Below are 22,269 nucleotides of genomic sequence, written 5' to 3'. Positions count from 1 at the left end.
TTCAAATAAAAAGAAGTCATGAAGCAGATTTTTAACTTTATATTTTATGGTTTCTGTACCTTTGCTATTTCGGCTTGTACAGCGGAAGAAGAGGAATTGACATCAAACAATAACTCACAAGAAAAAATGACCGTTTCTTTTCGAGTGAGAGCACATGGGACATCTGATCAAATCAATAAAGATAATACTCATAAAGAGGATTTTGTTGATAATATTGTGTTAGCTGGTTCGTCATTGGCCACCTATGATGGAGCAGTAGCAACTTTTAATATCAATAGCTTTATAGGGAAGAAAAATTTCTTTTTTGTTGCAAACCTTAAACAAGAAGACCAAACACGTATCGGAGCTGCCGGTACGGAATCTGATTTTAATGCTTTACATTTGAATACGGCAGATTATTTAAGAGGATATGCTTCAAATCCTCCTGATAAATCTATAGTGATGGCAGCTACTCTTCGAGATGTAACGGTTCAAGGAGCTGTTTTGAGCCAAGAACAAGTGAAACTGAAAAGATTGTTCGCAAAAGTCAACTATGACTTTACAACAGGAGTGTTTGCCGGTTTGACAATACAGAAAATAACGCTGGAAAATATACCTGCAAAATTCGCAATAGGAGGCCCTATTGATAATTATGATTTGAAGAATAAGAAAGAAACTGCGAATTATCCGTATCTCACTTATCAATTATCCAACAATAAAGGCACAGTGTATCTTCCAGAGCATTTTGTTTCCAATCCGGCTTTCCGCTCTCCCGATGCTCATGGAATGACGCATTTTGTCATTACACATCTTAAAAGAGGAGTCGTTGAGACACTTAAATTACGTATTGGAGTGAGTACCCCCTATTCTACAAGTTATGGACAGATTCAGAGAAACAAAGAGATTACTCCCATTGTTACTGAAGATCTGAACAACAACATTTGGCTCAATTAAGGAAGAAAACTATGTTATTTAGAAATATACAACAGTTGTTTTATTATCTCTTAAAACTGTCGATGAGTTTTAAGGGCTTTGCTGTCTATGGCTTTCTTATAGCGATGTTTTGGCCGTTGATAGGAGAGGCACAAAGTTCCAATACTTGGGAGCAAGATGAACGATTTACATTGTATTTTTATAATTCAACGAATCCGGTTCAGATAACTCTCGCACCTGAAGATCGTACCGCAGTTAATCACATGCATTGGCCGATCCTTTTTATAGAGTGGGAAGAAGGTGGAGTAAAAAGCTGTCAAATGGTGAATTTGACGGAAGAGACGACTTTATCTTTTAATCTTGGCACTGATAAAAAAATCAGAATAATGGGTGAAAACGGAGTTTGGAAACTTGTCGCAACAAATCAGAAACTGATACGTGCTGATTTAAAGAAAGCTACCGCTCTTCGTTATGTTGACTTAGGACATAATGAATTGTGGAGAACCAATACGACATATACTATACCTACTATGCCGAATCTTCAAACTTTCAAGATCAATAATAATGGTTTATTGAAGTTGGGATTGGAATCTACTAATAAGCTTGACGAATTATATGCATCTGAAAATAAATTGGAAGCTGCTTGGGTGCAAAATCTATCTAAGATTTCTTTTTTGGATCTTTCTAAGAATTTATTGAAAGAGGTTTCTCTTCCAACGGCTTTCAATACTTTGGATCGGAAAATTTTCGTGGGGGGAAATGCCGCAGCTTATGCAAATCCCACACAGTTATATGTAACCAAAGGACAAAATGATACCAAAATAAATTTGACTGTCAATAGGTTGAATATTTCTACTTTACCGACTTTACCGAGAGCAAATAATTCGGAAAGACCTGTTCTTCCACAGAACTATTACTATACTTTGCAGGAACGTTACAAACTTCCCAAAGATAATTATGGGCTTAGAGAACAAATAGATTTGAGCTCTCAGTTGTTGGCTATTGGTATTTCCGGTGCACAAAAACAGACTACTTTTCGTTGGTATATAGAGAAAGATGCCGCGACGGATAAATATGAACTGCTTGATCCCAGTTATTACCAAGAAGAAAACGGAAAGTTTACTTTTATTAGAGGTATTGGTACGAATAGACGCATCTTTGCTGCTATGACAACAGAAGCTTTTCCCTTCCCGCTTGAAAGTTTTGAGCGTGGTAATGCTGAACAGTCTACTTATACAACAGGATTTAGTGATGTCTTAGGACAACCTGCTGGAAACCTTTCTCCGGATAAAGATGTTTATTTTGCTCATCTGAGCACGAATACTTTGGGAGACGGAACAAGTAGAACCTTAAATACTCGTTTCTATCGTACAAATACGATTACATTAAATTATGCCAATTATTGGTATGGATATGTTAGTAATGAATGGGCCAATCCTGAAAACTGGACCGGCAAATTTGTACCCCCGACATTGCCGGGTGAATTTGATAACTTAGCAGATAAAAGTGAAGCAGATGTAGTCTTTGCAACAGTTGCCAATTTTGGATCTTCGGCTATACGTGATTTGCATACCGACGCAGAAAGAAAAATCAATCAATACGTCAATCATAGTGAAAAGGCGAAAGTTTTGGTGGTAAAGCCGGGTACCTCTTTATATATGGAAGGTTCGGCAAATTTAGGAGGTGTTACAGAAGGACCTTATGCAGGACAGGCAGATTTGGCTTATCGAACGATTATTAAAGCAGAAGCAGGAAAACCCAATGGTACATTGATATTAGATAAAAATATCTCTGATTTCAAGGCTGTTGTTGAGCTATATGCAAAATCTTCTGATGGAAATAGAAAGAAACAAGAGGCTTCTTGGCAATATTTTGGAGTTCCTGTATTAGGATTTTCTGCCGATAAATTGGCTTCCGGTACGTGGATAAGAAAATATAATCGTACCAAAAATAATGATTTTGATGAGAAATGGGAGGAGCTTGCTTCTGCTACTGAATTTTTAACTCCTAAAATAGCTTATCAAATAACTCAACCTGCTCCAACCACTCATCGTTTTTATGGTAATCTCTTCTTAGATAATGAGGTCACATTTAGTGCAAATGGAGAAACACAGCCAGTCAATTATAATGACATGAATATCTTTGCCAATCCTTATACAGCAGCAATGAAAATCTCAGAGATAAAGTTTACTGGTGCGGTGGCGAAAGAAATCTACCTCTTTAATACTGGTAGTCGTGAGGATTGGAAAACGAATAATGGACATTCTACTTTTGGTTCTTCGCGTGGCCAATATACGCATGTCGTACCAATAAATTTAGTTGGTCATCTACCTGAAATGCCTAAAGAAATCCCTTCTATGTCTGCTTTTATGGTGAAAGCAACCGGTATAGGATCTTTGACCTATAAAAGGGAGGATTTACAGAATAGTACAACAGAAAATCGTAACCAGAGCCGTACATTCCCCTCCATCATGATTGATGTTGAGAGTGAGGAAACAGCTGATAAGCTATGGATTGTGGAAGCTGAAGGAACTACCTCCGGATATGATTCCGGTTATGATGGAGAGAAACTCTTTGTTGCCGGGGCTGCTCAGTTGTATGCACTTCAAGATAAAAACTATCAAGTTTCTTCTGATTCTCAAATAAAAGATACTGAAATAGGATTTATCCCCGGAGATGAAGCAAAGAATTATCTTTTACGATTTAGGCTGAATGAAATTCCCGAAGGACGCCAATATTATCTTGTAGATCATTTAACAGGAGCTACTACTCCTATCGCCAATGGAGAGACTTATCGCTTCACGGCCAATAATTATGATCGTCCTAATCGTTTTGCTCTGCGTAAAAAGATAACCTCAACTACGGATGAAGGTCAGTTAGAAGCGTTTGATATTCGTATAGATAAGCATCGTACCTTGAATATCCTTAATTATGGAGAAGAACACGCCAATGTGGAAGTCTTTGATGCATCAGGTAAACGTATCGTATTTTCTTCTATCAATGCACAGGGGAGACATTCGCATACATTTGAAGCAGGGGGAATTTATCTTATCCGTGTGTCGAATGCACAAACAACGCTTGTACGAAGATATTCATTACCTTAAAGAAGAAAATGAAGAGTTGTAAAATGCTCTCAGGAGGCTTTGGGGTTTGCAGAAGCATTTCTTCTTCTTTGGATTAAAAAATAGAAACAATATAAATATTATTAGGTATGAGACTCAAACTTTTCGCTTATATTATTATGATGTTTTCTGCCTTGACATTAGAGGCACAAGTGGTTAATAAGGTAGGAATACATACATATAATCCCACAGAAATTCTTCATGTGAACGGTACTATGCGTGTGGAGAATCTACCTATTCATGGAGCAACCAATTCTATATATACCATGCCTGATGGTACTGCATCTTCAACCAAAAATCAAACCTTTAATGCAAGGGCGTCTGTTGTTGTGGATGGAAATGGAGTTTTGGGTAAGAGCACTCATATGCTACCGGTTTTCTTTTACATGCCTTCTGTCGTTTTGCCTATTCAGGCAGATGCTTTGACAGGTACGAATGTAACTTTTGATAATGGAACCAATAAGTTTCAAATAGATTTGTATAAAGTTTATAAGGAGCAGTTTTCTATGAGTGTTTCTAATACGGTTAAAAATCCCGGAGCAACGGAAAATATACAAGTAATTCCTAATAATACTCAATTGGATTATTTTGTTACCTACTTTGATAATCAGGTTTATGATAAAGTCGGGATCACAAATGCAGGTATTTTGACTTATAAGGTCAAATCTTCTGCAGTTAAGACACCTAAAACCTATATGAATATTGTCTTAAAAATTAGATATTTATGATCACCACGAATAGCCATACTCTCCGTGGAGTACTTTTGTTTTTCTTCTTAACTTTTTCAGTATTGATTGTAAGAGGACAGCAAACGTTGGTCGGAGTAAATACAAATAAGCCCACGGAAGATCTCCATGTGAAAGGAACTTTGCGTGTGGGAAATCTTCCCGTTATAGGAGAAAAACATTATGGAACACCTGCATTGACTGCCACTCCAAGCACAGTTTACTCAGGTAAGAATGCTCTTCTTGTGGATAAAAATGGAGTATTGGGGAAAGCGATAGCCCAACCTCGTTGGACGTTTTATATGCCTCCGATTTTATTACCATTGGATCCAACATATGCAAAACCCGGTGAATATGTAACGGCATCAACTCTTTATCAGATTGATTTATATGCTCGTTACAAAGAGCAGTTCCTTCTTCAAGAAACTACTTCTTCTGTACGAAGTAACAACTCTTCTTCATTACCTTTATTCGAAAAAGAGTTGTTGAACTTTTTTGTCGTATACTATGATGCAGAGGTTTTCGAGAATGTGGCTGTAAGTAATGAAGGGATGCTCACTTATAGAGTAAAAGCAAATTGTAATCCAACGGAGCGTACCTTTATGAACATTCTTTTCAGTGTTAAACCTATATCGGATTAACAAATAATAGATAAAGCTTTTGGTCTTTTGTTTTCCGGATTTTTATAAAATATTCAATTTTATGAATTGCACTATATTTCCTTTACGTATTCTTGCTGTATGCTTTTATTTCTGTGTTGCATTGGTAGTAAAGGCACAGGTACCTACGACTTCTTGTTCCAGTGATGACATTCAATTTTCCACAGAGATCACAAACTCTGTCTGTCAAAGTGATGGAAAAATTAAAGTTATTACTGCCGGTGCGGATGCAGATAATTATTATAACTATTATTTTTCCTTAGAATCGGAAGCTGAAGGAGGATTTAGTATATTTCCTACAACGAGTAATTTACTTACTTCTATCCCTCCTGGTACTTATAATATTGTCATTACCGCAACGTGTAAGAGCGATAACCAACAGAAACTTCGCCGTATGATTCGTAATGTTGTTGTCGGAGGAAATTATGAATTGATCAATGCTTCTTACAATCAACAACTTTCTCTACCTTCTTTTGCCAATTGTGCTTCTGGAACGATTGTTATGAATGTAACCGGAGGTTTGGGGAATTATACATTTAAGATGATTTCTGCACCAGCCGGATCGGGAATAACCACACCTGTTGTGATTACTCCCCAAAAGAATGAAAATAATTACACTTTTCCTTTCAAGAAATATCCGGCAGGAAAGTATATCGTGGAAGTCAGTGATCAGCAGTGCTATACCGCAACTGTTAATTTGGATATAACTGCACTTGGAGAGGTTCCGCCTTTATATACGGAAGGTCTTTATATGATTAGACCCAATCTGAATAATACGGATTGTAACCTGATACATGTATCAAATAAAGTTAAGCCTGAATTTTATACATCAAGGCCGGCTTATTTAACTGCTCTTGAGAATGGGATGTTTCAGATCGGACTGGCGAAGTTCGGGCAACAACCGAACAATTGGCAAACATTGAAAAAAGATGATGCAGTTTATGCTTTTAATATGTCTCCATATAAGATCAGTGATTTTTATCCTCAGAGTTCTAATAATGAATATACACTCAATCTTTATATTAGACATAAAGAATGTACTGCTAATACTCGTAAATATTCATTGTATATTAAACCTGGAACTGTAACTTATAATGGAGTGTCTAAATGCGAAATTTATGAATACACTGTTCGTCCTTGGCAGGATTATGATGGAAATTATTGTTTTCCCCTTCATGCCGTTTTTTATAAAGGAACATCTGATTCGGGACCAGTTTATCACGAAGTTGATATCCTTGGGTATAATCAATCCACTACACCGGCTAATTTAGAGTATGAAAAAGACTATTACTTGAAAGTTACTGATGCAAATGGTATCAATATACGTCTTTATGGTAATTCCAGTAATATATTAAGGTTTAATAGAACCATATCTACTTCTTATAGATATCTTTGCGATGGATATCATGTTACTACTGATTTAGGAAACAGCAATTGCGCAGGAGTTGTTTATGCGGTTTATGACATTACCAAGGGTAAAGGCGTGGGATTGGAACAATTGATATGTGATAATATCCCGCGTAATACAGAGAGTTGTAAATTACAGTATGACCGAAAATATGAGATACGTTTCGATATTCCTCAATTTCCGGATAGGCATTACTATTCAGAAATCACGGTTCCTACACCACAAGAAGAATATATGATAGGTCTGGGAGCGAATTCAATAAATTCATGCTTGATAGATCATGCTCAACCACGAGCAAATAGGACAGATTACAAGGCTATTAAAATGGGAACGACTTTTGAGTTACGAGGACCAAATGGTATTTATCAGAAACAACAAACCACCTCAAGTAGCAGCACATATGTGTATTTTGATGAAATGTATCTTCCGGAAGGGGATTATACTTTGACGGTAACAGACCCTTGTAATGTTGTGAAAGTGTATAATATAAAACACAAAGGATTTTATAATTATCGTGATTTTAGTTATACACAGACAGAAGATTGCTCCACTTTGCGTATTCTTCCAAAAGGAGTAATTACTTATGAAGGTTCTCAACATGGGACTGATTTTCGCATTACAGCCGGCCCCGAAGGTGGGTACTCTCATAATTCTTCCAGTTCCGGACAAGAAATTCTTCTGACTAAAGAAGGGGTTTACAGTTTAGGTATTTGTGCTTATGGTAAAACCTGCCCTTTGGCTACTGCAACGATTGATTTCAAACGTCCGCAGGTAAAATTGGCACATGAATATACGGCTGCTTATTCTTGTGTGGGTACCAGTACATTGGGGCAGATTTATGTCAAAGGAGAGAAGGGAAAAGGGCCTTATACCTATGAACTGTGGAACGCTCAGAATACTCAAAAAATAGAACGTCCTTCCGGAGTAAATGCGTCGGATTGGCCTACACTTATTCCTCCCAATGATATCGCATTTTTTGAATATGGAGCATCCGGAGAAACTTATACGGCACGTATAACCGATGCTTGTGGTAATACATTCTCGCAAAAACTGACCATTGGTGATTTGACGAACCTGACTATTGCGGGAGCACCCAATGATGTTGTTTGCGTGGGGGATGATATACGTTTAACCTGCTTACCGTTAACGAATTACACTTGGACCGGCCCTAATGGATTTACTTCTAATTTACAAAATCCTGTGATTCCCAATGCTAAACGTAATATGTCAGGTCTTTATAAGGTAGTGGTGAATCCTCCTAAATGTGGTAGAAGTTATGAGGGATATATCAACATACAAGTTGTTCCTTGTTTTGCGCCCGTCAATCCGATATTGATGAATAAAGCCCTTTAAAGGAAAGAGAGTTTTAAGTTTATCGAACGAGATGGAAATTTTTCTATTCTCGTTCGATCAGTATTTTCTTTTTTATCTTAATCACGAATATTATGTGTAAGTTTTTTTTCTCGTTTTTGTTTACTCTTTCTGTTTTTTTCACTGCGGAGGCACAAGGCTTTTCTGATTTTTCGTCTGTCACGATGGATGGACGTACCATTTCTTTTGCCGATTATCAAGGCAAAGTCATTTTAGTGGTTCAATCCTCTCCCATAAGCGTAAATGCATGGCAATGTGATGATTTCGAAGATATGCAAAGATGTTATGGTGATTTAGGTTTTCAAGTTTTGGAGTTTCTTTGCGACGACTTGAATGAAGAGATTCTTCCGGGGGGGGGCAAAAGCCACTTTTTGACCAAAGAACGTAAGGTCTCATACCCTCGTTTTGCTGTTCCCAACTCAAAGGATAATGCCATTTTAAGTTATTTGTATAATACGCAGACTCAAGTTGTAGTAGAAGATGCTGATCTTCATTCTACGGGAGGAATACAAGGTTTCAATAAAGTTCTTTTGGATCGTTCGGGAAAAATAGTACGTATCTATCCTCTTAATTACGAGCTTTACAAAATTCGAGAGGATATCAAGAAGTTTTTGCATCCATAGAAAGATGATTTATCAATTGAGAGATTTGTTCTGAAAATACTATTGATAGATAAGGCACTGAAAAACTTTGAGAAAGCTATTGTGATCAAGTTGTTGCTATTACTCTTTCGTTGGAATATCATCAAATAAATGAAAGGTTTTTCTTGGATAGTTTTTTGATGCATTCTCATAGCTGCTCCGTTGAACTGCATCAGAGATAAATTTTCTTCCTCTCAGATTGTCGTTCTACTATGGGAGGTAAAATAGAATTGTCCGAAAATTAAATTTTCGGACAATTTCCTTTCATGTTGATTGCTTTTGTCCTTCAAAATCAATAAGAACAACCACATTCAAAGAGCCGAATGCTCTTTGAATGTGGTTGTTCTTTAAGAATTATTGGTGTCCGGTAAAGTTTAGAGGAGGTTAGAGATTTTGAGTTGAAATCCTTCATTTTTTGTAAAAACAACGGTAATGTCCGACAGTGGCAGAAGAAAGAAGCGGTGTCCGTCCAAATTGTTTGGGCGGACACCGCTGTTGAAGGATGATGGAGAGAGGTTTTAAGGTTTCGCCCCCATGACGAAGAGGAGTTTTCCGCCGCGCAAGATATCGGTGTGTTCAATGTAGTTTTTCTTGTGGCGGCGTCCATTGAGGTAAACCTCCTTGACGTAGAGGTTTTCTTTCGAGAGGTTTTTGGCTTCGATTTCAAATCGTTTTCCTCCGCCCATGTTCAAGATGAAGCGAGACATTTGGGGCGCACCGAGGATGTAGCGCGCGCTGACGGGGTCTACGGGATAGAAGCCCATGGCGGAAAACATGTACCATGCAGACATCTGTCCGCAGTCGTCGTTGCCGCAAAGGCCGTCGGGGGCGGGACGATATTGTGTTTCGCAGATCTGACGCACCAGTTCGTGAGTGCGTTCGGGCCGGCCGGCCATGGCGTAGAGGTAGGCCACGTGGTGGGAAGGTTCGTTGCCGTGGGCATATTGTCCGATCAATCCAGTCACGTCGGGGAGGAAGGTTTTGGTGAGTTCGATGATGAAGAGGCTGTCGAGTTTTCTGAGAAATGGCGTTTTTCCTCCCATCAGTGCGATCAGTCCGGGAATGTCGTGTTGCACGTGCCACGTGTATTGCCACGCGTTGCCCTCGGTGTAGTCGCCCGCTCCGCTCTCGGCATGTCCGACTGCATCGGGGTGGAAGGGCGTGCGCCAGCGGCCTTTGGAGTCTTTGGGACGCATGAATCCCGTGGAGCGGTCGAAGAGGTTTTTGTAGTTGTCGGCGCGCCGTGCAAAGAAACGTGCGTCTTGCTGCTTGCCCAAACGGCGTGCGAAATCGGCGGCGGCATAGTCGTCGTAGGTCATTTCGAGGGTTTGCGAAACGCTCTCCAACTTGATCGAGTCATAGGGGTAGTAGCCGTAGCGATTGTAGATTTCCCAGTTTGTTTTCTCCGGATGGCTCTCGGTGAGTGTTTTTCGGACGATGGCGTAGGCTCTCTCCGCATCGAAACCTCTGAATCCTTTTCGGTAGGCCTCGGCAATGACGCTGACGGCGTGGTTGCCGATCATGGTGTGTGTTTCCTTGCCCCAAAGTGCCCAAATCGGCAGATAGCCTTGACTTTCGCCCTGTGCAATCATGGAGCGCACGAAGGGATCGACTTTTTCGGGCACGAAGAGAGTGTAGAAGGGGTGTGCGGCGCGATAGGTGTCCCAAATGGAGAGCGTGGAGAACATTTCGCCGTTGCCCTCGGCCTTGGCGATGTTGCCGCGTGTGTCGCGATAGGTGCCATCGACGTCGGCAATGTTGTTGGGCTGTATGAGGGCGTGATAGAAACCGGTGTAGAAGTTTTTGAGTTGTCGGGGCGTGCCGCTCACTTCAATGCGCGATAGCATGCGATCCCACTCGGAATCGGCAGCTTGGGCTGTGCTTTCGAAATTCCATTGCGGAAGTTCGGCGGCAAGATTGCGGCGTGCTCCCTCGACCGAAACGGACGACACGGACACCTTCATCTCCAAACGCCCGTCGGCGGGGAGGGAGAAGTGCAACACGGCGCGCTCGCCTCGGTGCCCTTTCTGCTTCTCGAAGCGGCGAATGGATTGGAGGGGTTGGGAGAATTTGATGACGAAATAAATGTCTTTTTCCACCCACATTTTGCGACGAATGTGTCCGCTGAGGGTGTGGGCGTCGTCTTGCTGCAAGGAGCTTTCGAGCACAAAGGAGTTGAACTGCTCCCAGTTCCACGCCGGCCCGTGTTGCAGGTCTATGTACAGCCCGGTGGTGTCGGCCGGCAGAAATGTGTGCCGGTAGTAGGCCACACGGGGCGTTGCGGTGATTTCGGTGCGCACGCCGTGGTCGGCAAGGGTGACGGCATAGTAGCCGGGGCGTGCCGTTTCATGGTTTTTGCGACTTCCATAGGGGTTGAGCTTCTCGTTGCTCCAACCCCATTGGGACATATCGACGCCCTGTCCCACGGATCCGGTGAAGGGCATGATGAGCACGTCGCCCAAATCGGTGCATCCCGTGCCGTTGAGGTGGGTTTGGGTGAAGCCCCAAATGGTGGTGTCGCTGTTGATGTATTCGGAGCAGTATTGCCAACCTACGACACCCGTTGCCGGGCCGGGTTGCACAAGTCCGAAAGGCGTGGTGGCACCGGGGAAAGTGTGTCCGGTGGCAGCCGTCCCGATGAAGGGATCGACAAAACGGGTGTAGTTGCCGGCAAGGGCGACGAGCGAAATCGCCCATGCCAAGAGGAGGGAAGATCGTTTCAGATTCATGGTTGAAAGGTATTGAAGGTGTTTTTCAAAAAATGAAATCGGTCGCAGGAGTACGGCAGACAGATGTTTGTCTGCGGCCGCACGGCGAAGCAATGGCGGGGTGGGGCATCAGTGGCAGATGAGCGTGCCGGACAGACACCAGTAGCTGATGCTGGCTCCTTCGCGTTGTCCTTGTGGAATTTTGATGACGATTTCGTGTTCTCCGGCTTCGAGTGCGCCGAGAGGGATATATTCGGGGTTGGTGACGCTGGCCGGGCACCAATTGGAACGACTGTAATCGCTGGAAGAAAGCCCGTTGTCGAAATTGCCGGTGCAGGGGTTCATGTTGCGATAGGTGCCGCAGTCGTCGCGCCAAGGCACAAATTCGATCACCTTTCGACCGTCGAGCATAATGGTGTTGGGTTTGGGGTTGAACTCATCACCGCCGCCCCAACCGCCATGGCCGGTGGTGAGATAGAACAAGGTGGCTCGTTCCACGCTTTGGTCAAGACGAAACTTCACTCGCAACGAGTCTTTGCCCAAAAACTCGGGGTAGGGCTGTCCGGCCTGTTCCAAATAGTTGACCGTGTTGAACAGCGGCAACACTCGCGGCTGTGCGTCTGAGCCTGAGGGGTGAAACTTTAAGGTAAGACTGACTTTATGGCCATTCTTGTCCCAGTTTCCGATATAGGCTCCCACCCAAACTTCGCCTTGCAGACGATCGGAGAGGGCGGTGACGTCGGTTTTGTAGACGACGGAGTCCACCCACGTTTGTCCCGGCACTTTAACGTGGTTGAATTTTCTCACGCCGAAACCGGTGATGAAACGCATCAGCTCCATTGGGGCGTCGTAGAGCGGAGTGGAAACAAGGCCGTGGTAGGCCTCTCCGTTGCTTTCAAAGGCCGGAACGTCTTGCAGGCGATGAATGGCATCGAGAAATGTTTTTTCTTTTCCGGTGGGAATGATGAATACCGATCCGGTGCGGTCGTAGGCATCGCCGTCGCTATATTGCGCCAACTCGACAAACACATGGCGTCCGGCGGAGGAGGCGGGGAGTTTCACTTTTTTGAGAATGATGCTGCCGCCGCCGCAACGATAGACCCGATCGGAGAGCAAGGAGTCGGGACGCGGCAACTTGCTGCCGTCGAAGCAAACGCGCTCCTCTTCAAACACGCGGACATTGATGACGCGGCTCTGACGGAGGGCATGCTGAAATTCGGCCGTGGGCATTTGACGACCGCGTTGGGAGGGCAGCAGGGGTGTATTCAAACTTTTTGGGGTGAGGCTCACGGCTTGTTGCACGCGGTCGCCGTTGCGCACGATTTTGAGCACCAAACCGCGCGGCACGCCGAGCATGTATTGCGGCGTTCCGCGGAAGGGCAAGCCCTCGGCCACCCAAAGGTCGTAGGTGTTGGAGTTGAGCACGGTGCGCACAACCCGACAGGAAATGCCCAATATTTTTTCGCGTCCGATCTCTTTGAAATCGGCTTCGTTTTGCGAGAATGCGGTCACGGCCGAAGCTGTTTTTCCGTCGGGCATGTCGGCCACGAGCGTGGCCTGCGAGGAGTTCAGGTCGAGATAGGTTTTGATTACGGCACGGTGTCTGGCTTCGGCCTCTGAGGTGGGAGAGGCGTTGTTGCCCGTTTCGGAAAACACGGCCACCTCATGGGCTTTTGACTGCAAAATGGTGCGTGGCGAGAGCGGCTTGCCTTTGTCTGAGGATTGGTAGACCACCTCAACGCCCTCGGCTTTGAGCAGTTTGGACATTTTCACTTGGGCTGCCGCCGACAAGGAAAAAAGTGCCGCCATGGGCAGCAGGAAGCGAATGATGTTGTGTTTCATAGTATAAGGATTTGGTGTTGTAAAAGATGCGTCAAATGTACGATATTCCTTTCACTTCGGCAAATCTTCCGGCAAATAATCTCTTCGGCAAGCATGCAGAGCGGATTTACAGATCGCGATAGTGCGGTATGTGTGGCAGAAACGTGGCGCAATGGCGCGAATAGTCCATGCGGCAACAAAAATGGCGCAGTCCGTTGCTCACGATCAAATAGTCGGCGCGCAGCACGCTGTTGTAGCTTTGGATTTGTGTGAAAACCTCTTGCGAAATGGCGATGTGCGGGGCTTTGTATTCGACGATGACGCGGGGTTCTCCCCCTTGTCGGGAAAACAAAACGCTGTCGCAACGGCGTGCAACACCGCCCACCGTCAAACCCACCTCGTTGCCCAAGAGAGCACTTGGATAACCACGATCGGTCATGAGAAAATGCACGAAATGCTGCCGCACCCACTCTTCGGCCGTGAGGGTGACAAAACGCCGGCGCAGCGGATCGAAAACCAGTGTGCGACCCGCGGAATTTTGTCGAAGCCGCAGTTCGACCGACGGAAGGTTGAGCTTGGGAAATGTCATGCCGCAAAAATACGAATAAAAGCCGAAATGACACAAAACCCTCACGATCAATGCCGGGCATGAGGCGGTGAAACTGTCGTAAAACCGCCATAAGCCCCTCATAAGTTCCCTTCTCTTCTTGAAGGCAAAGAGCAACCAAGCAGTAGAAGTGGAAAAAACTTTCCTGACAAAGGCCGAAGGGCTGCATCACCGGGAAGAACACCCGATAGGAAGTTGTGGAATTTAGGTCAGAGGTAGAAATTTCTACTCGTTACTCCGTTTTCACTACTCCTTGGCTAAAATTCGCTACAACCATTCAAAGCATATTCGGACAAACCGAAGAGGAGCTGCAACCTTTCTGCGTGAAAAAACGGCTTTCCCTCCCTTTACCAAGAGTTTTTCTTCTTTTTATCTACATTGTCTACACTTCCTTTGTTAAGTGTCAGATATATAGATTGTTGCGAATGTAGACAACACGAGGGAATAACTACATTCGCCTTTACAGCCTACACACTGCATCGGGAAGGCGTGCAGCTGTCCGAACTCCCAACCATGTAGGCTGTGTAGGTTTTCGATAAATCTGTCTACATTCCTTATCGCTTGTGTATTAGATGCTTAGTTTCTTGCCGTGTATGTTGGTATACCGCCTGTCTACATTCGCATTCCTCTGAAATTCAGCAATATGAAAGGCGCAGTGTATGTTTTTCGACATTTTTGCGAAAAACACATGGGAGAAGCCCGCATGATGCGCCATTACTCCTCCTAAAAAACTTTTGATGCCCCAAAGGTGCGTTCGGGCACGTCACGGAGAAAGTCGGCGCGGTTTTGCCGAGGTTTCGTTTTGGGGAAGGCGCGATTTTGCCGCGAACTCGTAAAATCGCGATGAAACCGCCTTTTCATTGTCGTGCGGAAAGGATTTTTGCAAAGTAGAAATGAAAAACAGTCCAAAAATTTGTTTGTTTCAAAACAATGTCGCAAATTTGGGGCGGACACACAAGTATGTGCTCTTTTTTGAAAAACACGACGACGCGGCCGCGCTCCCGATGATTTGCCGATCGTTTGGGGTGAGGCCGAACCGTTCAACGCTGTTGTTTGAGCGGTGCATTGTCTTTATTCCGACAGCATGATGTATTATATTTCCCTTCCTTTTATCGAAACACAGCGTCTTTCGTTTTATTTGGCGATGGAGGAATATCTCGCACGCCACACTCCTTTGGAGGAATGTTTTTTTCTCTGGCAGGTGAAGCCTACGGTGATTTTCGGCCGCAATCAGCTGATTGAGAATGAGGTGAACATGGCCTATTGCCGCGAACACGGCATCGAAACCTATCGCCGCAAGAGCGGAGGGGGATGTGTTTATGCCGATATGCACAACATCATGTTCAGCTATATCAATTCGGGCGAAAACGTGACGTGTACGTTCGACAAGTATATTTCGATGGTGGTCGGTGTGTTGCGACAGCTCGGCGTCGAAGCCTACACTTCGGGGCGCAATGATATTTTGGTAGACGGAAAGAAAGTGAGTGGCAACGCTTTCTATCATCTTCCGGGGCGCAACATCGTGCATGGCACAATGCTCTATGACACGCATTGGCAAAACATGGTGGGCAGCATCACACCGAGCGAGGAGAAACTCGTTTCAAAAGGTGTGGAGAGCGTTCGGCAGCATGTCACCGTCTTGAAAAACTATTTGTCGATAGACATCGAAGCTTTCAAAGACTTTGTGCGCACGCATCTCTGCGACCGACAGGTGACGCTTACGACGGAAGAGGTGCGGCAAATTAGAGAGATAGAACGGGAGTATCTCGATCCGGCGTTCATCTACGGAAACAACCCACGCTACACGTTGCGACGCAAACAACGCATCGAGGGTTGTGGAGAATTTGACGCCTGCCTCGAACTCAAAAACGGTATTATCAAAGATATTGAGCTGAAAGGCGATTTCTTTCTTGTGGGAGATCTGAACGCTTTGTTGGAACGCTTCAAAAACACGCCCCACAACAGAGAGGCCGTGGAGGCCAAACTCGAAAAGGTGGAGCTGGATCAATACATCATGAATCTCACGCCGAAAGCACTCACCGAGCTCATTGTCGGAGAAGAATAAAAAAAGAACAACAACCTCATCTCAATCTGAAATCATGGAAACCACACTTAAACGTACCTGCCTCTACGACAAACACGTGGAACTGGGGGCTTTGATCAGTCCGTTTGGCGGCTTTGAAATGCCGATTCAATACACCGATATTATCAGCGAACACAACGCGGTGCGAACGGCCTGCGGCCTGTTTGACGTTTCGCACATGGGAGAGGTGCAGATCACCGGTCGTGATGCCGAACGCTTCGTGCAACACGTGTTCACCAACGATGTGAGCGGTGCGCCCTACGGAAAAATCCTCTATGGCATGTTGCTCAATCCCAATGGCGGGGTGGTGGACGATTTGTTGGTTTACGTGAAGAGCAACACCGACTATTGGCTCATCGTCAATGCCTCCAACATCGACAAAGATCTGGATTGGCTCACAAAGCTGGCCGACGGTTTCGAGGTGGAGGTGAAGAACCGTTCGGAAGAAACGGCCGAATTGGCCGTTCAGGGAACGAAAGCGGAGAGCCTCATTGAGCGTTGTTTGGGAATTTCGTGTGCCGATTTGGCGTTTTACACCTTCAAGGAAACGGAGCATGAAGGACAGGCTTTGCTCATCAGCCGTACCGGATACACGGGCGAGGACGGATTTGAAATTTATGGTTCGCCCGCTTTCATTCGCAAGGCGTGGGACGCGTTGTTGGCCTCAAAAGAGGTGACGCCTTGCGGACTGGGCTGTCGCGACACGTTGCGCTTTGAGGTCGGACTGCCGCTTTACGGCAATGAGCTTTCGGAGGAAATCACTCCCTTGGAAGCCGGACTGGGAATGTTTGTCAAACTCGACAAAGGCGACTTCGTAGGACGTGATGCCATTGTGGCTCAAAAAACAGAAGGGCTCAAACGAAAAGTGGTGGGCATTGAGCTGAACGGCCGCGCCATTCCCCGACACGGATATGAGGTGGAGGCAGACGGCAAGGTCGTGGGGAGCGTCACAACGGGCTATCAATCCGTATCGACGGGAAAGAGCGTCTGCATGGCACTCATCGACAAGGCCTGTGCCGAAATCGGAACAAACGTGGGTGTGCGCATCCGCAAACGACTCCAAGAGGGAGTGGTGACCAAAAAGCGTTTTTACGACAAACACTATAAAAAATAAACTTACCTTTAACCTTTTAAGCAGGTGTTGAAGAGTAAACAATATTTCTGCGTTGTCAGTTGATTTTTTTCTTTGGCATCGTCTTTGCCTTTCTTTTCCGTCTGCTGTCGGTGATTGGTCGTGCAGCCCGTCATGCTCCTCCTGTCCGCCGACATACTGACGAAAAACAAAAGCAAATCTAATATCCGTTCATACTCAATACCTACTTATCAAAACAAGATGACCATGGCAAAAATTATCGAAGGATTGCTCTATTCCGAATCACACGAATATGTAAAAACAGAAGGCAATGTGGCCTATGTCGGTATCACGGACTTTGCACAAAGCCAGTTGGGCAACGTGGTCTATGTCGAACTCCCCGAAGAGGGAGATGAAATCACGGCAGAAGAAACCTTTGGTGCCGTCGAGAGCGTGAAGGCTGCAAGCGATCTTATTTCGCCCGTTTCGGGAAAGGTGGTGGAAATAAACGAAGCCCTCGGCGACGAACCCGAATTGCTCAATAAAGATGCCTTTGAACACTGGATCGTCAAGGTGGAACTCTCCAATCCGGAAGAGCTCAAAGGACTGATGAGTGCCGAAGCCTACGCACGCTTCATCGCTCAATAAGGCCTTTCCTCTTCTTCAAGTTGCAGCCTGCTCCCGCTTGCGCAATGAAGACGAGGCGCCCAACGTTCCTCCGATCGTTTAACCTTAAATCTTTCCCATCATGGCTTTCAAATATCTTCCTCACACCGAGGCGGAGATTTCGGACATGCTCCGCACCGTCGGAGTCGCAACGCTCGATGATCTCTATGCGGAGGTGCCCGATGAGCTGAAACTGAAAAGAGATTACGATATGCCCGAATCCAAATCGGAATTGGAGGTGCGTCGTGTCTTTCAACAACTCGGCGATAAAAACAAAAGTCTGATTTGTTTTGCCGGCAGCGGAGTCTACGACCACTATACGCCGAGCATCATTCCCACGCTCGTTTCCCGCAGTGAGTTTCTCACCTCTTACACCCCCTATCAAGCCGAAGTTTCGCAGGGCACGCTTCAATATATCTTCGAGTACCAGACAATGCTTGCGGATCTCACGGGGCTGGACTACTCCAACTCTTCGATGTACGACGGCACCACCGCCACCACCGAAGCGATGTTTATGGCTCTGGCGGTGGGGAAAAAGAAAAAACGGCTTCTTGTTGCTTCCACCCTGCATCCGCAAACGCTGCGTGTGCTTCAAACCTATGCCGGATTTCATGGGGTGAACATCGAGCTGATTGCCCACAAAAACGGACAAACCGATTTTGAAGATCTTCAATCTCGCATTTCCGAAGATGTGGCTGCCGTGTTTGTGCAGGCCGTGAATTACTATGGCGTTATCGAAGACTATGCCGGCTTTTCCGACCTTTGCCATGCCCACAAGGCTCTTTTCATCGTCAATTGCCGTCCTTCCACGTTGAGCGTCGTCAGGTCGCCGGGTGAGTGGGGGGCGGATATAGCCGTGGGCGATGCACAATCGCTCGGAATACCGCTCGGCTACGGCGGTCCCTACATCGGGTTCTTATGTGCAACAAAAGCTCTGGTGAGAAAGATGCCCGGGCGCATCGTCGGTGCCACCACCGACAGCGAAGGGAAAAGGGCTTTTGTCTTGACCATGCAGGCACGAGAGCAACACATACGCCGAGAAAAAGCCACTTCCAACATCTGTACCAATCAGGGAGTGATGTCGCTGTTTGTCACGATTTATATGTCGCTGATGGGCAAACAGGGGTTGAAGGAGGTGAATGAATTGTCCTATGCCGGAGCACACTATCTTTGCGACGCCCTCGTGAAGACGGGAAAATTTGAGAGGGTTTTCTCTTCACCCTTTCTCAACGAATTTTGTTTGCGTTCGACATCGGACGTAACCGCTTTGCAAAACCATTGCCTGCGAGAGGGCTTCCATTTCGGTGTACGACCGGAAACTCCCGGCATGGAAGATTGTGTCACGATAGCCGTGACCGAGAAGCGGACAAAAGAAGAAATCGACAAGCTCGTTGAACTCATCAAAAACTTTCAGCCATGAACAATACTTATTATGGAAAATTGATCTTTGAGATCTCCCAACCGGGACGCGTCGGTTGCTCTCTTCCACGAAATGTTTTTGGAAACTATTCGCTTGATGAGTTGCCCGCGGCATTGCGCCGCCGGTCGGACACGCTGTTGCCCGAAGTGGACGAACTCAGCGTCGTGCGCCACTATACCAATATGAGCAACAACAACTTCGGAGTAGACACGGGATTTTATCCTTTGGGCAGCTGCACCATGAAATACAATCCCAAAATCAACGACGAAATGGCGGCCGATCCGAAATTTACCGCTCTTCATCCTTCGCAACCTGTCGAAACGACACAAGGGGCACTCCAACTCTACGATGAGGTGCAACGGACACTTTCCGAAATATCCGGACTGCATCGTTTCACACTCAATCCTTATGCCGGCGCACATGGAGAAATGGTGGGGCTGATGATTATACGCACCTATCATCTTCGTCGAGGAGATGCGCATCGCACGAAGATCATCGTCCCCAATTCCTCTCATGGCACCAACCCGGCCTCGGCCGCTGTGTGCGGATTGCAAATCGTTGAGGTGAAGAGCACGGAGGACGGCACTGTCGATGTGCAAGATCTCATTCCTCTGCTCGACGAGAATTTGGCCGGAATGATGATGACCAACCCCAATACGCTGGGCATCTTTGAAACGCAAATCCCCGAAATAGCCCGCCTTATTCACGAGGCCGGCGGATTGATGTATTACGATGGGGCAAATCTCAACCCGATGCTGGGCGTGTGTCGTCCCGGAGATATGGGGTTCGACGTGATGCACATCAACATACACAAAACCTTTTCCACCCCACACGGAGGAGGAGGGCCCGGCGCGGGGCCGGTGGGCGTGCGCGAAGATTTGGCGGAATTGCTCCCCAATCCGCAGGTGTGTCGTCTTGACGATGGGACGTATTCGCTCTGTCATCATGAAAAATCGATCGGATACATCTCCCGTTTTCTCGGAAACTACGGTGTGTTGATGCGCGCTTATGCTTATTTGCTGACCATGGGACGGGAACAGATAAAACGCGTCGGAGCACTCTCTACGCTCAATGCCAACTACATCAAAGAAAGCCTGAAAGATTGCTACGAACTCCCCATAAAAGGATTGTGTAAACACGAATTTGTGTTCGACGGTCTGAAAGACAAAAGCACGGAGGTCACAACGCTGGATGTGGCCAAACGATTGCTCGATTATGGCTATCATGCGCCAACCATTTATTTCCCGTTGCTTTTTCATCAATCGCTCATGATCGAACCGACCGAAACCGAAAGTAAGTCTACGCTTGATGCGTTTATCGAAGTGATGAGGAAGATAGCAGAAGAAGCCAAGACTTCTCCCGAAATCGTGAAAAACGCGCCTCACCACACGCCGGTACGCCGACTTGACGATGTGAAAGCTGTTCGTGAACCGAAACTTACCTTCAAAGATCTCATAGAATCATGATTGTCAAAGATCTCATTATTATCGGAGCCGGCCCCGGAGGATACGAAACAGCCGTAAAAGCTGCCCGACGAGGATTGGACACACTCATCGTTGAGGCCGAAGAGTTGGGAGGAACTTGTTTGAACGTAGGATGTATCCCTACTAAATGTTTGTGCCGAAACGCAGAAATACTGATCGATCTGCGGGATTCGGAAAAATGGGGGTTGAACGACCTTTCCTATCGTTTTGACATTCGGCGCGCCATGGCGCGCAAAGATGAAGTGGTCGCAACGCTTCGGAGCGGTATCGAAACCTTGCTCTCCGCTCCCGGCATAACAAGGGTCAAAGGACGTGCGCGTTTCGTAGAAGCGCACACCGTTGAGGTGGATGACGCCCGCAATGCCGAGGGCATTCCTTTGACGGACAACCGTTTCTCGGCTTCGCGAATCATCATCGCCACCGGCTCGGAAACCAAAATCCCTTCCTTCCCCGGCGTGCGCCTACCCGGAGTGCTCACTTCTACCGAAATGCTCCGACTCTCATTCGTTCCCGAAAGGCTTTGTGTCATCGGCGGTGGCGTGATCGGAATGGAGTTTGCCTCCATATTCGGTGCATTCGGCAGTAAAGTAACTGTGCTTGAATATTGTAAGGAAATGTTGCCCAATTTCGATGTCGATTTGGTCAAGCGGATGAAGCCGTCTTTCAAACGAGCCGGCATCGAACTCGTCAATCAAGCCGCCGTAGAAAGCATCACACAAGAGGAAAACCTCATAGTGACCTATGAGTGTAAGGGCGAAAAGAAAAGACAGGAAGCCGATGTCGTACTCCTCGCCGTGGGAAGAAAAGCACGCGTTGAGGGGCTTGGCTTGGAGCACGCCGGCATCCGGTTCACTCCGTTGGGTATCGCCGTGAACGAACACATGATGACCAATGTGGAAGGAGTTTATGCGGTGGGTGACGTCAATGGACTTTGCCAGTTGGCGCATGCCGCAACTTTCCAGGGAGAAAAAGCTCTTTGCCACATGCTGAACGAACCTTCCGACATTCGTCTTGACATTATGCCGGCCGCCATTTTTACACATCCGGAGGCTGCCGGCGTAGGGATGACCGAAGCCGAATGCAAAACAAAAGGCATTGAAACAAAAAGTTATAAAGGTTTCTTCCGCACCAACGGAAAAGCATTGGCCATGGGAGAGCCGGAAGGGATGGTGAAAATCGTAACGGACGCCGAGGGGCATATCTTGGGCGGACACCTGTTTGGGGCACATGCTGCCGACATCATTCAGGAACTTGTGCCGATGATTGCCCGGAGAGCCACTATAAAGGAATTGTCTTCGACCATTCATGCGCATCCCACTTTGGGAGAGGTCTTGCTCGACGCAACATCTTGATTGAGCTCGAACATTTCCGAAAGGAATGCGTGTAAATTCCACTTCCCCTCCCTCGCTTTGGATTATGCTTTTGCTTTTGCAAATTATGACCGTTCGGTAAACTTTTTATCTCAATCCGGACCTGTGCAACATGAAAAAGGCCGTGTCAAAACTTACATTTCGACACGGCCTTCATTCAATGAAAACGAGATAAAAAAAGAGAGTTTGGAGGGCGTTGG

Annotated in this window: 15 protein-coding genes; 12 read left to right on the top strand and 3 right to left on the bottom strand. The window is 45.9% G+C overall.

Features of this window, described 5'->3' with window-relative positions; translation table 11 throughout:
• Nucleotides 1–18 precede the first annotated feature (18 nt).
• From EII14_RS02630 to EII14_RS02605, 6 genes are all read left to right on the top strand, one after another.
• On the top strand, nt 19–933 hold the full coding sequence (locus EII14_RS02630; RefSeq protein ID WP_124931019.1) for a hypothetical protein: 915 nt from the start codon (nt 19–21) through the stop codon (nt 931–933).
• A gap of 11 nt (nt 934–944) precedes the next feature.
• Nucleotides 945–4,016, top strand: coding sequence for a T9SS type A sorting domain-containing protein (locus tag EII14_RS02625; protein WP_124931018.1), 3,072 nt, complete (start codon nt 945–947; stop codon nt 4,014–4,016).
• Between the two features lie 107 nt (nt 4,017–4,123).
• Complete coding sequence (locus EII14_RS02620; protein ID WP_124931017.1) at nt 4,124–4,762, top strand: hypothetical protein; 639 nt, start codon at nt 4,124–4,126, stop codon at nt 4,760–4,762.
• Nucleotides 4,759–5,400, top strand: a complete 642-nt coding sequence (locus tag EII14_RS02615) for a hypothetical protein (RefSeq protein WP_124931016.1) — start codon at nt 4,759–4,761, stop codon at nt 5,398–5,400. Before EII14_RS02620 ends, EII14_RS02615 begins: the two co-directional genes overlap by 4 nt.
• A 61-nt stretch (nt 5,401–5,461) precedes the next feature.
• A complete protein-coding gene (locus EII14_RS02610; RefSeq protein ID WP_124931015.1) occupies nt 5,462–8,179 on the top strand; it encodes an immunoglobulin domain-containing protein in 2,718 nt (905 codons plus the stop codon).
• A gap of 92 nt (nt 8,180–8,271) precedes the next feature.
• Entirely contained in the window at nt 8,272–8,820 is a 549-nt protein-coding gene (locus EII14_RS02605) for a hypothetical protein (protein ID WP_124931014.1), read from the top strand.
• A gap of 536 nt (nt 8,821–9,356) precedes the next feature.
• Here EII14_RS02605 and EII14_RS02600 read toward each other — a convergent pair.
• The 3 genes from EII14_RS02600 to EII14_RS02590 form a co-directional block, all read right to left on the bottom strand.
• A complete protein-coding gene (locus EII14_RS02600; RefSeq protein ID WP_124931013.1) occupies nt 9,357–11,567 on the bottom strand; it encodes a GH92 family glycosyl hydrolase in 2,211 nt (736 codons plus the stop codon).
• 108 nt (nt 11,568–11,675) lie between these two features.
• Entirely contained in the window at nt 11,676–13,388 is a 1,713-nt protein-coding gene (locus EII14_RS02595) for a PNGase F N-terminal domain-containing protein (RefSeq protein WP_124931012.1), read from the bottom strand.
• 106 nt (nt 13,389–13,494) lie between these two features.
• Nucleotides 13,495–13,956: a type I restriction enzyme HsdR N-terminal domain-containing protein gene (locus EII14_RS02590; RefSeq protein ID WP_124931011.1), complete on the bottom strand. Its 462-nt coding sequence runs from the start codon at nt 13,954–13,956 to the stop codon at nt 13,495–13,497.
• Between the two features lie 1,105 nt (nt 13,957–15,061).
• Here EII14_RS02590 and EII14_RS02585 point away from each other — a divergent pair.
• The 6 genes from EII14_RS02585 to lpdA all read left to right on the top strand — a co-directional run bounded on the left by EII14_RS02585 (nt 15,062) and on the right by lpdA (nt 22,051).
• Nucleotides 15,062–16,039: a lipoate--protein ligase gene (locus tag EII14_RS02585; protein ID WP_124931035.1), complete on the top strand. Its 978-nt coding sequence runs from the start codon at nt 15,062–15,064 to the stop codon at nt 16,037–16,039.
• Nucleotides 16,040–16,073: 34 nt separating this feature from the next.
• Entirely contained in the window at nt 16,074–17,171 is a 1,098-nt protein-coding gene (gcvT, locus tag EII14_RS02580) for a glycine cleavage system aminomethyltransferase GcvT (protein ID WP_124931010.1), read from the top strand.
• 225 nt (nt 17,172–17,396) lie between these two features.
• Nucleotides 17,397–17,777: a glycine cleavage system protein GcvH gene (gcvH, locus tag EII14_RS02575; protein WP_124931009.1), complete on the top strand. Its 381-nt coding sequence runs from the start codon at nt 17,397–17,399 to the stop codon at nt 17,775–17,777.
• Between the two features lie 100 nt (nt 17,778–17,877).
• Nucleotides 17,878–19,215 carry an aminomethyl-transferring glycine dehydrogenase subunit GcvPA gene (gcvPA, locus tag EII14_RS02570; protein ID WP_124931008.1) on the top strand — a complete coding sequence of 446 codons (1,338 nt, stop codon included), beginning with the start codon at nt 17,878–17,880 and terminating at the stop codon, nt 19,213–19,215.
• The gene (gene gcvPB / locus EII14_RS02565) at nt 19,212–20,681 is read left to right on the top strand and encodes an aminomethyl-transferring glycine dehydrogenase subunit GcvPB (protein WP_124931007.1); all 1,470 of its coding nucleotides are present in this window, start codon (nt 19,212–19,214) and stop codon (nt 20,679–20,681) included. Before gcvPA ends, gcvPB begins: the two co-directional genes overlap by 4 nt.
• Complete coding sequence (lpdA, locus tag EII14_RS02560) at nt 20,678–22,051, top strand: dihydrolipoyl dehydrogenase (protein ID WP_124931006.1); 1,374 nt, start codon at nt 20,678–20,680, stop codon at nt 22,049–22,051. The genes gcvPB and lpdA overlap by 4 nt, the downstream gene beginning before the upstream one ends.
• The last annotated feature ends 218 nt before the right edge of the window (nt 22,052–22,269 follow it).

The organism is Alloprevotella sp. OH1205_COT-284, from assembly GCF_003859795.1.
Taxonomy (GTDB): domain Bacteria; phylum Bacteroidota; class Bacteroidia; order Bacteroidales; family Bacteroidaceae; genus Alloprevotella.
The sequence above is the reverse complement of the archived record's forward strand: the minus strand, read 5'-3'. Positions and strand labels throughout refer to the sequence as shown.

Coding starts and splice junctions, on each gene's coding strand:
- EII14_RS02630 (WP_124931019.1), top strand. CDS start 19: ATGAAGCAGATTTTTAACTTTATATTTTATGGTTTCTGTACCTTTGCT.
- EII14_RS02625 (WP_124931018.1), top strand. CDS start 945: ATGTTATTTAGAAATATACAACAGTTGTTTTATTATCTCTTAAAACTG.
- EII14_RS02620 (WP_124931017.1), top strand. CDS start 4,124: ATGAGACTCAAACTTTTCGCTTATATTATTATGATGTTTTCTGCCTTG.
- EII14_RS02615 (WP_124931016.1), top strand. CDS start 4,759: ATGATCACCACGAATAGCCATACTCTCCGTGGAGTACTTTTGTTTTTC.
- EII14_RS02610 (WP_124931015.1), top strand. CDS start 5,462: ATGAATTGCACTATATTTCCTTTACGTATTCTTGCTGTATGCTTTTAT.
- EII14_RS02605 (WP_124931014.1), top strand. CDS start 8,272: ATGTGTAAGTTTTTTTTCTCGTTTTTGTTTACTCTTTCTGTTTTTTTC.
- EII14_RS02600 (WP_124931013.1), bottom strand. CDS start 11,567: ATGAATCTGAAACGATCTTCCCTCCTCTTGGCATGGGCGATTTCGCTC.
- EII14_RS02595 (WP_124931012.1), bottom strand. CDS start 13,388: ATGAAACACAACATCATTCGCTTCCTGCTGCCCATGGCGGCACTTTTT.
- EII14_RS02590 (WP_124931011.1), bottom strand. CDS start 13,956: ATGACATTTCCCAAGCTCAACCTTCCGTCGGTCGAACTGCGGCTTCGA.
- EII14_RS02585 (WP_124931035.1), top strand. CDS start 15,062: ATGTATTATATTTCCCTTCCTTTTATCGAAACACAGCGTCTTTCGTTT.
- gcvT (WP_124931010.1), top strand. CDS start 16,074: ATGGAAACCACACTTAAACGTACCTGCCTCTACGACAAACACGTGGAA.
- gcvH (WP_124931009.1), top strand. CDS start 17,397: ATGGCAAAAATTATCGAAGGATTGCTCTATTCCGAATCACACGAATAT.
- gcvPA (WP_124931008.1), top strand. CDS start 17,878: ATGGCTTTCAAATATCTTCCTCACACCGAGGCGGAGATTTCGGACATG.
- gcvPB (WP_124931007.1), top strand. CDS start 19,212: ATGAACAATACTTATTATGGAAAATTGATCTTTGAGATCTCCCAACCG.
- lpdA (WP_124931006.1), top strand. CDS start 20,678: ATGATTGTCAAAGATCTCATTATTATCGGAGCCGGCCCCGGAGGATAC.